The organism is Kribbella sp. NPDC059898, assembly GCF_042730855.1.
GTDB lineage: Bacteria > Actinomycetota > Actinomycetes > Propionibacteriales > Kribbellaceae > Kribbella.
In genome coordinates this window covers 551,002-566,663 of record NZ_JBHWKR010000001.1, presented here as the reverse complement: position 1 = coordinate 566,663, position 15,662 = coordinate 551,002, and the positions used below count along the sequence as shown (strand labels likewise).

The following is a 15,662-nucleotide window of genomic DNA, read 5'->3' as shown; positions in this document are numbered from 1 at the left end:
ATCGGGGGCGTTGAGGTCATCGGGTACTGCTCAGCTGCTGAGGACCAGGTGCCAGTGCGGGCTGTGCGAGCCGACGTAGGTGCAGCTCCAGGACCAGCCCTCGTACGGGCTCGACGGGTTGCCGGTGATGTTCTTGCCGGACTGGTTGCAGGCACCGCTGGTGCTGTACCAGCCGCCGCTCACCGTGCTGGCCGACGCGATGCCGGCGGTGGCGAAGGACACCGCCATGACACCGGTGGCGAGCGCACCGGTCAGCACAGCAGACTTACGGAAAGTGGACATCGTGGCTCCTTCCTGAGGCCCGCCGCACCCGACGGACCGAACGGGATGACGCGCACAGGCTCGCCGAGCCCACTCACCATCCGCTAACCACTCGCTCACGACGCACTACTGTCCGCTCACCACCGGCAGCCTCAGGCACCACCTCCGCTTGTACAGTCAGCCGCGGAGCGCGCCGGGGGTTTCCTCAGTTGACGGTGGGGCCGGCTTCTTTGTGGAGGGTGTCGATGGCTTCTTCCTCTTCGGGGGAGAGCTTCGACTCGCTGGTGAAGGACTTGATTTCCTTCGCGTACGTGCGGGCGTCGGCGCGGCTGTTGATCGAGGTGAGGACGACGCCGTCGCCGTGGTCGTCGAGGAGTGCCATCGACCAGGAGAGCTTGCCGCCGGTGTCGCCGAAGGCGTCGTACCGGACGATTGCGAGGTGCTGGAGGGTTTCCTTCAGTTCGCCGCGGGTGACGTCGAGTTCCTTGCCGAGGCGGCGGAGTTCGGACTTGACGGTGCCGGGCTTGGCCTCGGGCTGGGCGGGCTGCGGTTCCGGCTCGGGCTGGGTGCTGGGCTGGTCAGCCGGGACCGTCCGGGCCCGCAGGGCCTGGATCGCGAACACCAGGGCAAGCACCGCCACAAAGAGGGCGGCGACCCCGAAGGCACCGGCTAACGTCGAAGACACAGGACTAGAGCCTAAGGCATCGCCTGCTCTGCCTGAGTATTCAGGTGATCGCACAGCGTGCGGGGCCGGGACGGATGCGGCACCTCGGGCCGCGGCAACGTAGATTCGCGGCGTGACACATATGCCTGATCAGGGCCCACAACCGGGCGTTCACGACCTCGGGTACGCCCGGCTCGACACCGACCGGCTCGAGCGTACCGGCGACGCCGAGGTGGTGTACGGCGCGGGCAAGACGCCGTCTCAGGTCGTGGAACTGCTCCGCACCCTGCACGCCACCCACCCGGGACACGCCGTACTCGCGACCCGGTTGACGGACGAGGCGCAGGAGGCGGTGGCGGCCGCACTGCCGGAGGCGGTGATCGACCCGGTCGGTCGTACGGCGGTCCTCGGCGAGCCGCCGCGGCAGTCCGGGACGGTGGCGGTGGTGGCGGCCGGTACGTCGGACGCGCCGGTCGCGGCCGAGGCGGCGACGACGGCCCGGGTGTTCGGGGCCGGGGTGGACGTGATCACGGATGTCGGCGTGGCCGGGCTGCACCGGATCCTCGGGGTCCGCGAGCGGCTCGCGAACGCGGACTGCCTGATCGTGGTCGCCGGGATGGAGGGGGCGCTGCCGAGCGTCGTCGGCGGGCTGGTCGGCGTACCGCTGGTGGCTGTGCCGACTTCTGTCGGGTACGGCGCCTCGTTCGGTGGGCTGGCGGCGCTGCTCGGGATGCTGAACTCGTGTGCGCCCGGGGTGACGGTCGTGAACATCGACAACGGGTTCGGGGCCGGGGTGTTCGCGGCCCGGGTCGCCCGGCAGTCCGGCCCGCGCGAGACGAAGGACGCCTGATGCGCACAGCCTGGCTCGACTGCTCCGCCGGTGCGTCCGGCGACATGCTTCTCGGCGCGCTGCTCTCGGCGGGGGCCGACCTGGAGTACGTGAACGCGGCTGTCGCCGCCGTCGACCCGTCGTTGTCGGTGACGGTGGCCACCACGTCCCGCCACCAGATAGCCGCCACCAAGGCAACCGTCGAGGTGAACGGCACACCCCACCCGGAAAACCTCCCGGACGCAGGTCATGGTCATGGTCATGGTCACGGACATGGGCACGGCCACGGGCATGGCGGTGGTTCCGAGGGGCAACACACGCACTCTGGGCCTACTCGGGCTTGGGCTGAGGTGCGGCGGTTGCTTGAGAGGGCGGCGCTTGATGGGGGGGTGCGGGAGCGGGCGCTTGAGACGTTCTCGCGGTTGGCTCGGGCTGAGGGGGCCGCGCATGGGGTGGAGCCGGAGACGGTGCACTTTCACGAGGTCGGGGCGTTGGATGCGATCGCGGACATCGTGGGGGTGGCCGCGGCGGCGGTGAGTCTTGGGGTGGAGCGGGTGGTGGTGTCGCCGATCGCGCTCGGGAGTGGGAAGCAGGTGCGTGGGCAGCACGGGGGTGTTCCGATCCCTGGGCCGGCGGTGCTGCATCTGGTGTCCGAGGCGGGTGCGCCGGTTCTCGGCGGGACCGCGCCGTACGAGATGACCACCCCGACGGGTGCGGCGCTGCTCGCCACGCTGGCCGACGAGTACGGCGCGATGCCGCCGATGCGCGTCACCACGACGGGCGTCGGCGCGGGCGGACGCGACCCGGTCGAGGTGCCGAACATCCTGCGCGTGATCCTCGGCGACTCAACTGACCGCCCGGCGACCGAGCTCGTGTACGAGACGAATGTCGACGACCTCGATCCGCGGCTCTGGCCGCAGGTGCTGGCGAAGTTGCTGGCTGCGGGGGCCGCGGATGCGTGGTTGACGCCGATCCTGATGAAGAAGGGCCGCCCCGCGCACACCCTCTCGGTGCTCGTCACCAGCGCGAACGCGGACGCGGTACGACGGGTCGTGCTCACCGAGACCTCCGCGATCGGGCTCCGCGAGTACCCGATCCGCAAGCACGCCGCCGAGCGCGAGTTCAGCACGATCAAGCTCGACGGCCACGCCATCAGCGTGAAGATCGCCCGGTACGACGGTCAGGTCGTCAACGTGCAACCGGAGTACGACGACGTGGTCGCGGCCGCCGCCGAACTGGACCAACCGGTCAAACACGTCCTCGCCCGCGCAATCGCCGCCGCCGAGGCGCTCTGGAACTAGCCGGCGGCGGCCTTCTCCGCGACCTGTTTACGACGGGGCCACTCGTACGGCCACCACTGGGCCCCGTTGCGGCGGGCCCAGACGATCAGGCCGATCAGGACGGCCAGCTCGATCGCGGGGCAGAGGGTGTCGCGGAGGCGGGAGCTGAAGAACTCCAGCGAGTCCGACAGGCTCGCGGCGACCTGCCGCGCGTGCGGGTCCCGGCCGGGGACGTACGCGATCGCGAGCATCGTCGTACGGACGACCATCAACCCGTCGACCTTCGACGCGGCGACCGCGGCCAGGGCGGCCCAGGCGATCACGTCGTACCAGGGCAGCGAGTACATCGCGGTCAGCGACCAGGCGATCGCGTAGATCGCGGTGTACCGGATCGCGGCCGGGGTCGGGTCGTCCGGATGTGTTTGCGGCACCAGCGACTTCGGGAACACCTGGCAGAGCAGGATCGCGACCACGATCAGGCCGACCCACGCCAGGATCGCGATCACCGTCCTGACCAGACCGTTGGGCAGGAACAGCGTGAGAAGGCTGAGCAGCACCTTGTGCGGCGTGCCGGTGGAGATGAACGACGTCTGCGACCGCGCCTGCTGGAACGCCTGCAGGCCGACGATCGCGTACAGCCCGCCCATCGCGATCGCGCCGCCGCCGCAGAAGTACACGCACTTGCGCCGGTCGGCTCGCAGCGCCCACAGCATCGCGATGCCGACCAGGCCGATCGACAGCTTCGTGCAGCCCGCGACGCCGAGCATCAGGCCGGCCAGGAACACGTGCCGCCGGAACAGCACCAGCGCGATCACCGCGAACATCACCGCGATCGAGTCGTTGTGCGCGCCGGCCAGCACCGCCCACAGAAGCAGCGGGTTCGCCAGGCTGAGCATGATCACGCGTCGCTTGGCCGGCAGGTCCTTGCCGACCAGCTTGACCAGCAGCAGCCCGGTGACGACCAGGCTGATCGCGACCGACAGCTGCAGCATCCACACCGTGAGCTGCGCGGAGTCGCCGCCGATCAGCGAGGACAGCCATTGCACCCAGGTCGCGATCGGCCCGTACACACTGCGCGCGCCCTGCCAGGGCCGTTCGGTCGCGGTGATCACCGGGTCGTACCCGAGCCGGATGGTGTCCGCCGGCGAGGCCGTGTACGGGTCGCCGCCGAGCGCCATGATCCGGCCGTACGCCGCGTAGATCAGCACGTCGCCGGACGCCATCGGGGGCACCAGCGTGACGGCCGCCGTCGTACCGATGCCCAAGGCAATCAACCGGTCGACGCGCGGCGCCCAGCCGTGCCGTAACGCCTTGGTGGCAAGGAAGACGCCGTACCCGCCGAGCAGGATCGCGACGTAGATCATCACCGACACGAGCCAGTCGTTCGGCTTCGCGTCGAACCAGTACGACGGGAGCCACGGGTGCCGGTTGGTCAGCGTCAGGACGACGACGGACGGTCCGAGCAGGCCGACCGCGACGATCAGCGCCGTACACGCGAGGTAGAGAGCGACTGCCCGGCGGCCGTACTTGTTCCCGAGCTCGAGATCGGTGCTCATTGCGCGGACTTCCACCGGAACCGGCTGCTCCCCCCAGCGTCCGCGGGCAGCGCACTGCGGGCGGCGAGCGCACGCCGGACGTGCAGGTACTGCTTCGCGCGGTGCAGCTGCCCGCGCAGATCGGTCCCGGTCGCGCGGTGCCGGACCTCGATCGGCACCTCCACGATCCGGAAGCCCTTCCGCCCCAGGTCGATCGTCAACGCGGTCTCCACGCCGAACCCGGCGGCCAGCGGTACGGCGGAGTCGAACGCGGCGCGGGTCAGGCACCGCTGCCCCGACAACGGCTGCTCCGGCGCCCAGCCGGTGGCCTCCTCGATCCCGGACCGCGCGAGCCGCACGACGAAGCCGTGCCCGCCGGCCTTCGACCCGTCCGCGCGCACCTGGGCCGGCAGCGTCCCGATGGTCATGTCCGCGCGGCCCGTCTGCACCGGCTCGATCAACGGCCCGGCCGCGGTCGCGGTGTCGGTCAGGTCGGCGTCCAGGAACAGCAGGTGCCGCGGGCGGGCCCCGTCGCGCTCGGCGACCGCCGCCGCGCCGGTCTCCATCGCTGCGGCCTTCCCGCGGTTGCGCTCGTGCCGGACGACGACCGCGCCGGCCTGCTCGGCCACCTCGGCGGTCCGGTCCGTGGAGCCGTCGTCGACGACCACGACCAGGTCGACGCCGATGATCTTGTGCACCGCGTCGACGGTCGCCGCGATCCGGTCGGCCTCGTCCTTGGCCGGGATCACGCAGGCGACGGCGCGCTCGAACGGTTCCTTGTCGTCGGGCTTGTCGTTGGGCACAGCATCACCGGGCACAGCACCGCAGCCTAGTTCCTCGGCAGGCGATCGATCTCCTCAGTATCGGCCACCTGTGGATATTCGTTCTTTCGAACGATCGGCGATATCGGCCGGCTGGCAGATGTTCCGCCGCGGCGCCGGCAGCAGGATGTGAGGCATCAGCAGAACCCAACCGGAAGAGGTACCCGACATGACCCGCACCGTGGTTGCGAACTTCTCACTCTCCCTCGACGGCCGGACCAACGGCGCCGGCGGCGACTACGACATGAGCTGGATCGTTCCGCACGCGATCACCGAGGGCGCCCGGGAGCACATGCTCCGCGTCACCGGCCCGGCCACCACCGCACTGCTCGGCCGGAAGAACTACGAAGGCTTCGGCAGCTTCTGGCCGTCGGTCGCCGACGACGAGAACGCCGCACCGCAGGACCGGACGTTCTCCCGCTGGCTGAACGAGACCGAGAAGGTCGTCTTCTCCTCGACCCTGACCGAGGCGTCGTGGCAGAACTCCCGGATCGCCGACGGCGAGCCCGCGGACGTGGTGAAGGAACTCCGCACCCAGGACGGCGGCGACATCATCGTGCTGGCCAGCTCCAGCGTGATCCGCGCCCTGCTCGCGGCCGACGAGATCGACCGCCTCAGCATCAGCCTCGACCCCGAGCTGGTCGGCGGCGGCGCCCGTCTGTTCGAGGACGGCCTGCCGGCCACGTCCTGGAAGCTCACCGCCAGCACCCCCACCGAGTCCGGCGCCCTCTGCCTGTTCTACGACCGGATCCGCGACTGATATTGTCGGACAATCAGACACATTGTCGGGAGTAGGGTGGACAGATGGCTGTGAGTACGTACGGCGTCGACAGTGAGGTCGGCCGGCTGCGAACGGTGATGCTGCACCGGCCCGGCAACGAGCTCCGGCGGCTCACCCCGCGGAACAACGACAAGCTGCTGTTCGACGGCATCCCGTGGGTCGGCCGGGCGCAGGACGAGCACGACGCCTTCGCCCAGGCCCTCCGCGACCGCGACGTCGAGGTGCTGTACCTCGGCGAGCTGCTCACCGAGTCCCTCAACCACCCGGAGGCCCGCGCGCAGGCGGTCGCGGGCGCGACGGAGGACCTGCGGCTCGGCGACACCCTGCGCGACTACCTGCAGGCCTCCCTCGGCGACCTCGACCCGGCAGCGTTGGCCGAGGCGCTGATGGCCGGCGTACGGAACGACGAGGTGCACTCGGGCGGACTCGTGACGTCGCTGCTGGCGCACGAGGACTTCCTCATCGATCCGCTGCCGAACCTGCTGTTCACCCGCGACTCCAGCGTCTGGATCCGGGACTCGGTCGCGGTCACCTCGCTGGCGATGCCGGCCCGGATGCGCGAGACGCAGCTGACCGAGCTGATCTACACGTTCCACCCGCGGTTCGCGGGCGCGGACAAGGTGTACGACCACCAGTTGGAGCATGTCGAGGGCGGCGACGTGCTCGCGCTCGGTCCCGGCGTACTCGCCGTCGGGGTCGGGGAGCGGACCACACCGGCCGGGGTGGAGCGGCTGGCCCGGCGGGTGTTCGCGAAGGGCCTGGCGCACACGGTGCTCGCCGTACCGATCGCGCAGCAGCGGGCGACGATGCACCTCGACACGGTGTGCACGATGGTCGACACCGACGCGGTGCTGATGTACCCGAACATGGCGGAGGAGATGCGCGCACTGGCGGTCACCGCCGACGGCGAGGAGCTGCACATCGCGGCGCCTGAGCCGTTCCTGGTCGCGGCCGCGAAGGCGCTCGGCATCGACACGCTCCGCCGGATCGACACCGGCCTGGACCCGGTCACCGCCGAACGCGAGCAGTGGGACGACGGGAACAACACCCTCGCGGTCGCCCCCCGGGTGTGCATCGCGTACGAGCGCACCGTCGAGACCAACGCCCGCCTCGAGGAGTCCGGTATCGAGGTCGTCCGGATCTCCGGCTCCGAACTGGGCTCCGGACGCGGCGGCCCGCGCTGCATGTCCTGCCCGGTACTGCGGGCTCCGCTGACCTCCTGACGCACGCCCGTGAGGCCTGCGACACGCGGAGTGAAATCGGGGGTTGTGGCGGAGGGTCTTCCTGGGTAATCTTCATGCCTAGGCCCAGGCCCTGTTGCTCCCCCGTCAGCAGGACCTGGGCCGTCCACGTTTCTGGGCCAATTTGAACGATCATGGCCTAGACCACTGTAAGTCAGCGGAAACGCCCCCTCAGCCGCGGCTGAGGGGGCGTTCTCGCGTCAGCGGATGGTGAGCTGGCGGCTGGCCAGGCCCGCCTTGGCAGCCCGCTCCTCGGTGGTCAGCGGCGCCTCGGTCGCCAGCGCCTTCTCCAGGGCGGTGGCGAAGTCCGCGGCGGGCTTCTCCACGTCGGCGGCCTCGGTCCCCGCAGGCAGCTCCCAGACCGGGGCCAGTACGCCGAGGGCGCGGAACGAGCCGATCAGGCGGCTCCCGTCGACCAGGGCGGACGAGCCGGCGGCGTGCAGGCGGGCCAGCGCGTCGAGGAGGGTGTCCTCCGTGTGCGGCATGACCCAGCGCAGGTAGATGCGGTCGCCGATCTGGGTCCAGTACGCCGCGTCGACCGACTCGAGCCGGACGGTCGGAGCCGCGGCCGCGTTCGCCCGCTCCAGGCCGGCGGCCACCTCGCCGGTCGGGTCCTCGACGTTCTCGCCGACCCAGAAGTCGAAGCCCTCGTGGACCTTGATGTCCAGCGGCTTGCCGGTGTCGATCAGGTCCTGCAGCCGCGGGCCGTCCTTCATCAGGTCGCCGAGCTGGATCGGGTTGCCGGGCTCGGTGTGCAGCGCGGCGGTGATCGCGTGCCCGAGGTCGCGGCTCGGGTCGCCCGAGGACGCGTGCGTCTGAAGGCCGATCCAGATCGTCTCGTCGTCGCGGACCAGGCCCGGCATCGCCATCGGGAGCAGGGTCACCAGGTTGACGGTCTTGCCGGCGTTGTCGCCGGCCAGCTCGACCTGGACGCTGCCGGACGGGACGATCTCGCGGAACGCGATCAGGTCACACTCCGACGGCAGCCCCTCGAACGGCCGGACCACGAAGGCGTCCGCCGCCTGGGCGCGGTCCTTGCCGTGGCACTGCTTGAACCGCTTGCCCGAGCCGCACGGGCAGGGTTCCCGCGGGCCGACGTCGACCAGGTCGGCCGGGTCGAGCGTGACGGTCGGAGTGGTGTTCTTCGCGCGCTGACGCGACTTCTTTCCCATAACCCCGCAGTCTTACAGCCCTCGGCACCGCAGAGCCAACCGGCGGCGGGCTCAGTTGGGGATCGTGGCGTGCACGGTGCGGTGCGTGGCGGCCGTCCGGACGTCCCAGCCGGTGGTCAGTACGTCGACGATCGCCAGCCCGCGGCCGCCGACGGACTCGGGGTGCGGGTCGGTGACGCGCCGCGGCTCGGTGTCACCGCGGCCGTCGGTGACCTCCACGTGGATACCGGCCTTGTCGATCCACCAGGCGGCGCGGACGTCGCCGGTGGGCAGTGGCGGGGCGTACCGGATCGCGTTCGAGAGCAGCTCGGACAGCACGAGCTGCGCGTCGTCGGAGGCGGCCCGGGCCACCCGGTAGCGCTTCAGGTAGGCGCCCAGACGGCGCCGGGCGTCCGCTACCGCGGACACTTCGTGCGGCAGTACGACGTCCACGACGCTGACGTCGGCGGGCAGAGTCGCAGAGGACAAGCAGGGTCTCCTCGATGATCGGTACAGCCACTGGGAGTTCTGCCCACGAACTCGGCCCCGAAAACACCTGCAATTATTCCGTTACACAGCCTCTGCGACGCCCCGCCTAAACACCCGGAAACCGTAACGAAATCGACGGAATTGAACGTTGCAATAACCCGCCGCATTCACCCCGCTACGTATCCACACCGGCGTGACGCAAACCACACAATTTCGTCCCGGCGTGTCACAAACCCGCAGGTCAGCTACGACGTCCTACATCTTCCCCCAGGACCCGCAAGGCCATGTCCGGGCGGTCGCTGATCACCGCGTCGACGCCGATGTCGCGGCAGTGCCGGACGTCGTTCTCGGCATTCACGGTCCAGACATGCACCTGATGCCCGTGTTTGTGCACGCGGTCGACGTACTCCGGATCAGCGGTGACGATCGCCAGGCCCGGACCGGCGTACGAGACCCCGGCCGGGAGGGTGCCGTCGCGGAAGCGCAGCGGGACCTTGTCCATCAGCAGGACGGTGCGCAGGCCGGGGGCCAGGGAGCGCATCCGGCGGAGCGAGAGCCAGGAGAAGCTCATCACCCGGACCGGCGACTCCGTTCCGAGCCGCGGCCGGGCCCAGCCGAAGCGGTCCAGCGCGTCGACCAGCCGGCGTTCGACGAGGCCGGCGTACCGGGTCGGGTGCTTGGTCTCGACCGCCAGCTCGACCGGTCGGCCGGCGTCCCGGACGGTCGCGAGCAGCGTCTCGAGGGTGAGGACGGGCTGGAGGTCGCCGTTCTTCCAGGAGCCCCAGTCGTACCGTTCCAGCTCGGCGAGGCTCAGCTTCGAGACGACCCCGGTGCCGTTCGAGGTACGTTCGATGGTCCGGTCGTGGATGCACACCAGGTGCCCGTCCGCGGTCAGCCGGACGTCGCACTCGAGGCCGTCGGCGCCGTACTCGATGGCTCGCCGGTACGCCGCGAGCGTGTGCTCCGGCTCGACCGCACTGGCTCCGCGATGGGCGACGACGCGCGGGATGCTCCGCATGGGAGAAACTCTGTCACATGGACATGCGGGCGATCGTGCTGGACGGTCCGGTGACGCCGGAGGAACTGCGGGTACGGCGGGTCCCGGTGCCCGAGCCGCGCGCCGGGTGGGTGCGGATCAAGGTCGAGGCGTTCGGGCTGAACCGGTCGGAGTACCACCTCCGCGCCGGGCTCGCGACGCACGCGAAGTTCCCGGTGATCCCCGGGATCGAGGCGGCCGGCACGGTCGATCTCGCGCCGGGCGGCGAGTTCGCCCCGGGGCAGCAGGTGGTCGCGATGATGGGCGGGATGGGGCGCGCGTACGACGGCGGGTACGCCGAGTACACCGTCGTACCGGCCGCGTCGGTGATCCCGGTGCGGACCGACCTGGACTGGGCGACGCTCGGTGCGCTGCCGGAGATGCTGCAGACCGCCCACGGCTCGCTCTACACCGGCCTGGCGATCGAGCCGGGGCAGTCGCTGCTCGTTCGCGGCGGTACGTCGTCCGTTGGCGTCGCGGCCGCCGTACTCGCGAAGGAACACGGGCTGACTGTGTTGTCCACGACCCGGAATCCGGAGCGCGTGCGGGTGCTCCGCGAGCTCGGGGTCGATTATCCGATCGTTGACGACGGCAACGTTGCGGAAAAGGTCCGGGCCATTCTCCCGGGCGGTGTGCACGCGGCCCTCGAACTCGTCGGCACGAATGTTCTCCCGGACACCCTCGAAGCGACGGCAGTGCACGGCACGGTGTGTTTCACCGGAATGCTCAGCGACACCTGGACAATCCCCGACTTCTACCCGATGGACTACCTCCCGAACGGCGTCCGGCTGACCGCGTACGGCGGCGAGAGCTCGGACCTGCCCGCCGAAGCGTTCCAGCGGTACGTCGACCTGGTCGCGGCCGGCACGCTGCCGATCCGCATCGACCGCGTTTTCACGATGGACGAGATCGGCGAGGCGCACCGCATCATGCAGGACGGCGCCGCGGTCGGGAAGCTGGTGGTGCGGATCTCCAGGCCATCACAATGAGCGCCCGAACGGTCTGCTGAGCGGGCGCCCCGGCGTAGCGGGGCGATTGTGATGGCCTGGAGATCCGGGGCTGGTGCTGGGCCGGCCACCTGACGGGCCCAGCACCAGCGGCTCAGGCGGTTGCCTCCTGCAGCGACGGCGTACGACCGGCGGGGCGGGCGAGGCCGTAGTGGTCGCGCAGGGTGGTGCCGGTGTACTCCGTGCGGAAGAGGCCGCGGGCCTGCAGGATCGGGATGACCTCGTCGACGAAGGTCTCCAGACCGGACGGGAGCACCGGCGGCATCACGTTGAACCCGTCCGCGGCGCCCGCCTCGAACCACTGCTGGATCGCGTCCGCGACCTGGTCCGGCGTACCCGTGAACGTCCGGTGCCCGCGTCCGCCGCCGAGCCGGCCGATCAGCTCGCGGACGGTCAGCTTCTCCCGGCGGGCGAGCGTGACGATCAGCGTGTACCGGCTCTTCGCGCCCTCGATCTCGTCCTCGTCCGGGAGCTCCGCGGGCAGCTGCTGGTCGAGCGGCAGGTCCTCCGGCGCCACCCGGAGCGTCCGCGCCAGTTGCAGCCGCGCGTACTCGGGCCGGATCAGCGAGTCCAGCTGATGCTCCAGCCGTTCCGCTTCCTCGACCGTGGACCCGATCACCGGCACGATCCCAGGCAGGATCTTGATCGTCGACGGATCCCGTCCGAGCGCGGCCGTCCGCGCCTTGAGGTCCTGGTAGAAGTCCTGCGCATCCTCCAGCGTCTGCTGCGCCGTGAACACCGCCTCGGCGTACCGCGCCGCCAAGCCCTTCCCGTCCTCGGAAGAACCCGCTTGAACGATCAGCGGATGCCCCTGGGGAGACCGCGGCACGTTGAGCGGCCCCCGTACCTGGAAGTGCCGACCGACGTGATCGATGGGCTGCACTCGCTCCTGGACTGCCCACACACCTTCGGCCTTGTCCGCGATCGCCGCGTCGTCCTGCCACGAGTCCCACAGCTGGTACGCGACCTCGAGGAACTCGGCCGCCCGCTCGTACCGCTCCGCATGCGCCGGCTGGTCGGCGAGGTTGAAGTTCCGCGCCGCCTCCGGGCCGGCTGTGGTCACGACGTTCCATCCCGCGCGCCCGCCGCTCACATGGTCGACGCTGGCGAACCGCCGGGCCAGGTTGTACGGCTCGTTGTACGTCGTGGAGGCGGTCGCGATCAGCCCGATCCGCGAGGTCACGGCCGCGATCGCGGTCAGCAGTACGGTCGGCTCCAGCGAACCGGCGGGCCGCCGTCCGACGTTCCCGAACAGCACCGGCGAGTCCGCGAAGAAGATCGAGTCGAACAGCCCGCGCTCGGCCAACCGCGCGAGCTTCTGGTAGTGCTCGACCGAGGTGTTCGCGAACGGGTCGCTCTCCGGGAGCCGCCAGGACGCCTCGTGGTGCCCGGTGCTCATCAGGAACGCGTTCAGGTGCAACTGCCTGCTCATACCGAAACTCCCAAGGCGTCGAGAAGCCGCGAACGCACCGCGGCGAATCCTGGATCGGCCGCACTCCGCGGCGCACTCAGTTCGATGACTTCGGTGGCGACGATCCGGCCGGCGTCGAGGACGATCACCCGGTCGGCCAGCACGATCGCCTCGTCGACGTCGTGCGTCACGAGCAGTACGGCGGGTTGGTGCGCGGCGCACAACTGCCGCAGCAGCGCGTGCATCTTCAACCGGGTCAACGCGTCCAGCGCGCCGAACGGCTCGTCCGCGAGCAACAGCTCGGGCTCACGCACCAGCGACCGCGCCAGTGCGACCCGCTGCTGCTCACCACCGGACAGCTCGTTCGGCCAGGCCTGCTCGCGACCGGCCAGCCCGACCTCCTCCAGACTCTTCCGGCCACGCTCGCCCGCGCCGTTCAGCCCGAGCACCACGTTTTCGAGCACCCTTGCCCATGGCAACAACCGGGAGTCCTGGAAGACCACCGAGACGTTCTCCGGGACCGCCACGTCACCCGATCCGTCGACGTCGAAGTCCAGTCCGGCGAGCGCCCGCAGCAACGTGCTCTTGCCGGAACCGCTCTTACCGAGCAGCGCGACGAACTCACCCGGTTCGATATCGAGGTCCACACCGTCGAGGACAGCGCGGTCGTCGTACCGCCGGACCAGGTCGCGGACCTGGACCGTTCTTACGAGGCTAGCGTTCGACGCCATGACAGCGCCCTCCTCTGGATCAGGCGGACGACCGCGTCGGAGAGCAGGCCCAGGACGCCGTACACGACCAGGCCGACGATGATGATGTCGGTCTGCCCGTACGTGCGGGCCAGCTCCATCATGTAGCCGATGCCGCTGGTGGAGTTGATCTGCTCGACGACGACCAGCGACAGCCACGCGCCGGTGACCGCGAACCGCAGGCCGAGCAGGAACCCGGGCAGCGCGCCCGGGAGGACGACGCGGCGGATGAAGTCCCAGTGCGAGAGCCCGACGGTCTGCGCGAGTTCGACGTACCGGCTGTCGATCGTGCGGAGGCCGTTGTGGGTGTGGATGTAGATCGGCACGAACACCCCGAGCAGGATGGTGACGACCTTCATCGACTCACCGATCCCGAGCCAGAGGATCAGCAAAGGCAGCAACGCCAGTGACGGGATCGCCCGCTTGATCTGGATCGGGCCGTCGAGCACCGCCTCGCCGATCCGGGACAGGCCGGAGATCAGCGCGAGTACGACGCCCGCGACGATACCGAGCGCGAGTCCGATCAGGGCCCGCTGGGCGGACGTCCACAGGTTCGACTGCAGCCGGCCGTCCGCGATCAACTCGGCGGCCGTGCTGACCACCGTCCAGGGCGCGGACAGGATCCGTTGGTCGATCCAACCAGCGGCCGAGCCGACGCTCCAGATCACCAGCAGGAGTACCGGTCCGATCGCGGCACCGAACCTGATCGGCTTCCCCGGCCCGAGCCGGCGACGCCGTACGACGGGACTCGCCGCGGCCCGGGTGCGGAGACCGGGCAGCGTGGTCGCACTCATTTGGCACCTGCCTTGATCGCGTCCGCGGCGACGGTCTGGAACCGCAGGTCGTACAGGTCCTTCGCCTGGATCACCGGGTTGCCGGTCTCCTTGGCGAGCAGCTCGATGGTCTGCTGCTGACGCTGGATGGCGTCGCTCCAGTCGGCCGGGATGTCCGGGTGCCCGGCGTTGTCGACCAGCCACTGCCCGTCGGCCTCGCTGAGGCCCTGGTCCTTCACGTAGTACCCCTCGATCCATTCCTTGGGGTGCTTGTCGATCCAGTCCTGCGCGACCCCCCAGGCCGCGACGTACGCACGGATCGCCGCCGCCTTCCCGGGATCCTCGAGCGACTCGACCGGCCCGTACAGGTGGCCGGCGTCGTCGCGCAGACCGTGGTCGATCGTGGTCGCGCCGTCCTTCCCGTACTTGGCCAGGTACCGCTTGATCTGGACGCCGCCGATCGGAGCGACGTCGACCTGCTTGCCCGCAAGGGCCTGCACGTAGACATCACCGGTGCTCGGGATCTCGACCAGCTTCACGTCCTCCTTGGTCAGCCCTGCCTTCTTCAGCACCTTGAGGATCAGCGCGCCCTGCGCCTGACCGGGGCTGTAGGCGATCTTCTTGCCGCGCAGGTCGCCGAGCGTCTTCACCGACACCCCGGGTGCGATGCCGAGCTTGTAGATCGGGTGCGCGATCGGGTCCTGGCGGAACTTGGAGGCGACGATCTTCACCTTCAGACCGGTCCAGGTCGCGTTGATCGCCGGGATCTCGGCGACCGAGCCGAGGTCGAGTGCGTGCGCCCGGAACGCCTCGGTGGTCTGCGGGCCGCCGCTCAGGTTCGCGAACTGTACGTACTTCGAGACCTTGTCGTACTGGCCCGAGAGCTTCAGCGCGACCTCGGTCGCGGGATCGCCGACGACGATCTTGGCGCCGTCGGGGACCGTGGTCGGGAGCGCGGCGTCGAGCGAGAGCTTGCCGGCACCGTCGTCGGCCTTGGCGCCGCAGCCGGTGACCGCGACGGCGAGGAGGGCGAGGACGGACAGGAGACGTTTACTGGACATGGTGGGCTTTCGCGTAGGCGCCGTCGTGGTAGAGCAGCGGCTCGTGCTCACGGCGTTCGGTGTGGGTGGCGAGGCGGGCGACGACCAGGTAGTGGTCGCCGACCGCGAAACGGTGCTCGACCTGCGCGCGCAGGAAGCTCGGGGCGTCGTCGAGGGCGGGTTCGCCGGTGGCCAGCCTGGACCAGCGGGTCGGTTCGGCGAACCGGTCGATCCCGCTGGTCGCGAACCGGCCCGCGATCGCGTGCTGGTCGGCGGACAGAAAGTTGATCACCAGGCTGGTCGCCGTACTCACGGTCGGCCAGCTGGAGGCACTGGTGGCGATCGCGAACGAGACCAGCGGCGGCAGCAGGCTCACCGACACCAGCGAGGTCGCGGTGAAGCCGACCGGGCCGTGGCCGGCGTCCGCGGTGATCACCACGACGCCGGCGGCGTGGCGACGGAACACGGACTTGTAGACGTCGGCGTCCACGATCCGCTCCTCGGAACGGTCGGGGACCACGGACAGGGCAGGACGGTGCAAGGCGGGAACGGACATGTCTCTCCCTTGGGAAGGAAAGTGCGAGGCGAGAGTTC

17 protein-coding genes are annotated in these 15,662 nt (G+C 70.0%); 5 read left to right on the top strand and 12 right to left on the bottom strand.

From position 1 onward, the window contains the following. Nucleotides 1–30 precede the first annotated feature (30 nt). Together ACFV9C_RS02820 and ACFV9C_RS02815 are read right to left on the bottom strand one after the other, a co-directional pair. Nucleotides 31–282, bottom strand: coding sequence for a hypothetical protein (locus ACFV9C_RS02820; protein WP_380190343.1), 252 nt, complete (start codon nucleotides 280–282; stop codon nucleotides 31–33). Nucleotides 283–466: 184 nt separating this feature from the next. Beyond that, nucleotides 467–946, bottom strand: coding sequence for a DUF4446 family protein (locus ACFV9C_RS02815; RefSeq protein ID WP_380190342.1), 480 nt, complete (start codon nucleotides 944–946; stop codon nucleotides 467–469). Nucleotides 947–1,067: 121 nt separating this feature from the next. On the opposite strand from ACFV9C_RS02815, the gene larB reads away from it, so the two are divergent. Together larB and larC are read left to right on the top strand one after the other, a co-directional pair. Next, nucleotides 1,068–1,775: a nickel pincer cofactor biosynthesis protein LarB gene (gene larB / locus ACFV9C_RS02810; RefSeq protein WP_380190876.1), complete on the top strand. Its 708-nt coding sequence runs from the start codon at nucleotides 1,068–1,070 to the stop codon at nucleotides 1,773–1,775. Beyond that, entirely contained in the window at nucleotides 1,775–3,055 is a 1,281-nt protein-coding gene (gene larC / locus ACFV9C_RS02805) for a nickel pincer cofactor biosynthesis protein LarC (protein ID WP_380190341.1), read from the top strand. The genes larB and larC overlap by 1 nt, the downstream gene beginning before the upstream one ends. Here larC and ACFV9C_RS02800 read toward each other — a convergent pair. Continuing rightward, nucleotides 3,052–4,590 (bottom strand): DUF2029 domain-containing protein, encoded by a 1,539-nt coding sequence (locus ACFV9C_RS02800; protein WP_380190340.1) that lies wholly within the window; start codon nucleotides 4,588–4,590, stop codon nucleotides 3,052–3,054. The two genes, larC and ACFV9C_RS02800, sit on opposite strands and share 4 nt — an antisense overlap. Continuing rightward, a complete protein-coding gene (locus tag ACFV9C_RS02795) occupies nucleotides 4,587–5,387 on the bottom strand; it encodes a glycosyltransferase family 2 protein (protein ID WP_380190339.1) in 801 nt (266 codons plus the stop codon). The genes ACFV9C_RS02800 and ACFV9C_RS02795 overlap by 4 nt, the downstream gene beginning before the upstream one ends. Nucleotides 5,388–5,559: 172 nt before the next feature. Between ACFV9C_RS02795 and ACFV9C_RS02790 the strand changes: the two genes are divergently transcribed. Then, a complete protein-coding gene (locus ACFV9C_RS02790; protein WP_380190338.1) occupies nucleotides 5,560–6,150 on the top strand; it encodes a dihydrofolate reductase family protein in 591 nt (196 codons plus the stop codon). Between the two features lie 44 nt (nucleotides 6,151–6,194). Next, nucleotides 6,195–7,394 (top strand): arginine deiminase, encoded by a 1,200-nt coding sequence (locus tag ACFV9C_RS02785; RefSeq protein WP_380190336.1) that lies wholly within the window; start codon nucleotides 6,195–6,197, stop codon nucleotides 7,392–7,394. A gap of 218 nt (nucleotides 7,395–7,612) precedes the next feature. Here ACFV9C_RS02785 and ACFV9C_RS02780 read toward each other — a convergent pair whose 3' ends face one another. The 3 genes from ACFV9C_RS02780 to ACFV9C_RS02770 all read right to left on the bottom strand — a co-directional run bounded on the left by ACFV9C_RS02780 (nucleotide 7,613) and on the right by ACFV9C_RS02770 (nucleotide 10,070). Continuing rightward, complete coding sequence (locus ACFV9C_RS02780) at nucleotides 7,613–8,584, bottom strand: DUF5926 family protein (protein WP_380190335.1); 972 nt, start codon at nucleotides 8,582–8,584, stop codon at nucleotides 7,613–7,615. A gap of 51 nt (nucleotides 8,585–8,635) precedes the next feature. Further along, nucleotides 8,636–9,052 (bottom strand): ATP-binding protein, encoded by a 417-nt coding sequence (locus tag ACFV9C_RS02775; protein WP_380190333.1) that lies wholly within the window; start codon nucleotides 9,050–9,052, stop codon nucleotides 8,636–8,638. Between the two features lie 241 nt (nucleotides 9,053–9,293). Further along, entirely contained in the window at nucleotides 9,294–10,070 is a 777-nt protein-coding gene (locus ACFV9C_RS02770) for a glycerophosphodiester phosphodiesterase (protein WP_380190331.1), read from the bottom strand. A gap of 17 nt (nucleotides 10,071–10,087) precedes the next feature. Here ACFV9C_RS02770 and ACFV9C_RS02765 point away from each other — a divergent pair, with 17 nt between their 5' ends. Further along, nucleotides 10,088–11,077 carry a zinc-binding alcohol dehydrogenase family protein gene (locus ACFV9C_RS02765; protein ID WP_380190329.1) on the top strand — a complete coding sequence of 330 codons (990 nt, stop codon included), beginning with the start codon at nucleotides 10,088–10,090 and terminating at the stop codon, nucleotides 11,075–11,077. Nucleotides 11,078–11,189: 112 nt separating this feature from the next. Here ACFV9C_RS02765 and ACFV9C_RS02760 read toward each other — a convergent pair whose 3' ends face one another. The 5 genes from ACFV9C_RS02760 to ACFV9C_RS02740 are packed head-to-tail and all read right to left on the bottom strand — an operon-like array spanning nucleotide 11,190 to nucleotide 15,624. Beyond that, nucleotides 11,190–12,527, bottom strand: coding sequence for an LLM class flavin-dependent oxidoreductase (locus ACFV9C_RS02760; RefSeq protein ID WP_380190326.1), 1,338 nt, complete (start codon nucleotides 12,525–12,527; stop codon nucleotides 11,190–11,192). Further along, entirely contained in the window at nucleotides 12,524–13,237 is a 714-nt protein-coding gene (locus ACFV9C_RS02755; RefSeq protein WP_380190324.1) for an ABC transporter ATP-binding protein, read from the bottom strand. The genes ACFV9C_RS02760 and ACFV9C_RS02755 overlap by 4 nt, the downstream gene beginning before the upstream one ends. Continuing rightward, the gene (locus tag ACFV9C_RS02750) at nucleotides 13,213–14,049 is read right to left on the bottom strand and encodes an ABC transporter permease (protein WP_380190322.1); all 837 of its coding nucleotides are present in this window, start codon (nucleotides 14,047–14,049) and stop codon (nucleotides 13,213–13,215) included. The genes ACFV9C_RS02755 and ACFV9C_RS02750 overlap by 25 nt, the downstream gene beginning before the upstream one ends. Then, nucleotides 14,046–15,089, bottom strand: a complete 1,044-nt coding sequence (locus ACFV9C_RS02745) for an ABC transporter substrate-binding protein (protein ID WP_380190319.1) — start codon at nucleotides 15,087–15,089, stop codon at nucleotides 14,046–14,048. The genes ACFV9C_RS02750 and ACFV9C_RS02745 overlap by 4 nt, the downstream gene beginning before the upstream one ends. After that, nucleotides 15,079–15,624 (bottom strand): flavin reductase family protein, encoded by a 546-nt coding sequence (locus tag ACFV9C_RS02740; RefSeq protein ID WP_380190317.1) that lies wholly within the window; start codon nucleotides 15,622–15,624, stop codon nucleotides 15,079–15,081. The genes ACFV9C_RS02745 and ACFV9C_RS02740 overlap by 11 nt, the downstream gene beginning before the upstream one ends. Nucleotides 15,625–15,662: the final 38 nt, after the last annotated feature.

Bases quoted from the DNA above. Each gene is read 5' to 3' on its own strand.
- ACFV9C_RS02780 (WP_380190335.1), bottom strand. From the start codon at position 8,584: ATGGGAAAGAAGTCGCGTCAGCGCGCGAAGAACACCACTCCGACCGTC.
- ACFV9C_RS02785 (WP_380190336.1), top strand. From the start codon at position 6,195: ATGGCTGTGAGTACGTACGGCGTCGACAGTGAGGTCGGCCGGCTGCGA.
- ACFV9C_RS02770 (WP_380190331.1), bottom strand. From the start codon at position 10,070: ATGCGGAGCATCCCGCGCGTCGTCGCCCATCGCGGAGCCAGTGCGGTC.
- ACFV9C_RS02820 (WP_380190343.1), bottom strand. From the start codon at position 282: ATGTCCACTTTCCGTAAGTCTGCTGTGCTGACCGGTGCGCTCGCCACC.
- ACFV9C_RS02765 (WP_380190329.1), top strand. From the start codon at position 10,088: ATGGACATGCGGGCGATCGTGCTGGACGGTCCGGTGACGCCGGAGGAA.
- ACFV9C_RS02740 (WP_380190317.1), bottom strand. From the start codon at position 15,624: ATGTCCGTTCCCGCCTTGCACCGTCCTGCCCTGTCCGTGGTCCCCGAC.
- ACFV9C_RS02755 (WP_380190324.1), bottom strand. From the start codon at position 13,237: ATGGCGTCGAACGCTAGCCTCGTAAGAACGGTCCAGGTCCGCGACCTG.
- ACFV9C_RS02790 (WP_380190338.1), top strand. From the start codon at position 5,560: ATGACCCGCACCGTGGTTGCGAACTTCTCACTCTCCCTCGACGGCCGG.
- ACFV9C_RS02750 (WP_380190322.1), bottom strand. From the start codon at position 14,049: ATGAGTGCGACCACGCTGCCCGGTCTCCGCACCCGGGCCGCGGCGAGT.
- larC (WP_380190341.1), top strand. From the start codon at position 1,775: ATGCGCACAGCCTGGCTCGACTGCTCCGCCGGTGCGTCCGGCGACATG.
- ACFV9C_RS02800 (WP_380190340.1), bottom strand. From the start codon at position 4,590: ATGAGCACCGATCTCGAGCTCGGGAACAAGTACGGCCGCCGGGCAGTC.
- larB (WP_380190876.1), top strand. From the start codon at position 1,068: ATGCCTGATCAGGGCCCACAACCGGGCGTTCACGACCTCGGGTACGCC.
- ACFV9C_RS02745 (WP_380190319.1), bottom strand. From the start codon at position 15,089: ATGTCCAGTAAACGTCTCCTGTCCGTCCTCGCCCTCCTCGCCGTCGCG.
- ACFV9C_RS02760 (WP_380190326.1), bottom strand. From the start codon at position 12,527: ATGAGCAGGCAGTTGCACCTGAACGCGTTCCTGATGAGCACCGGGCAC.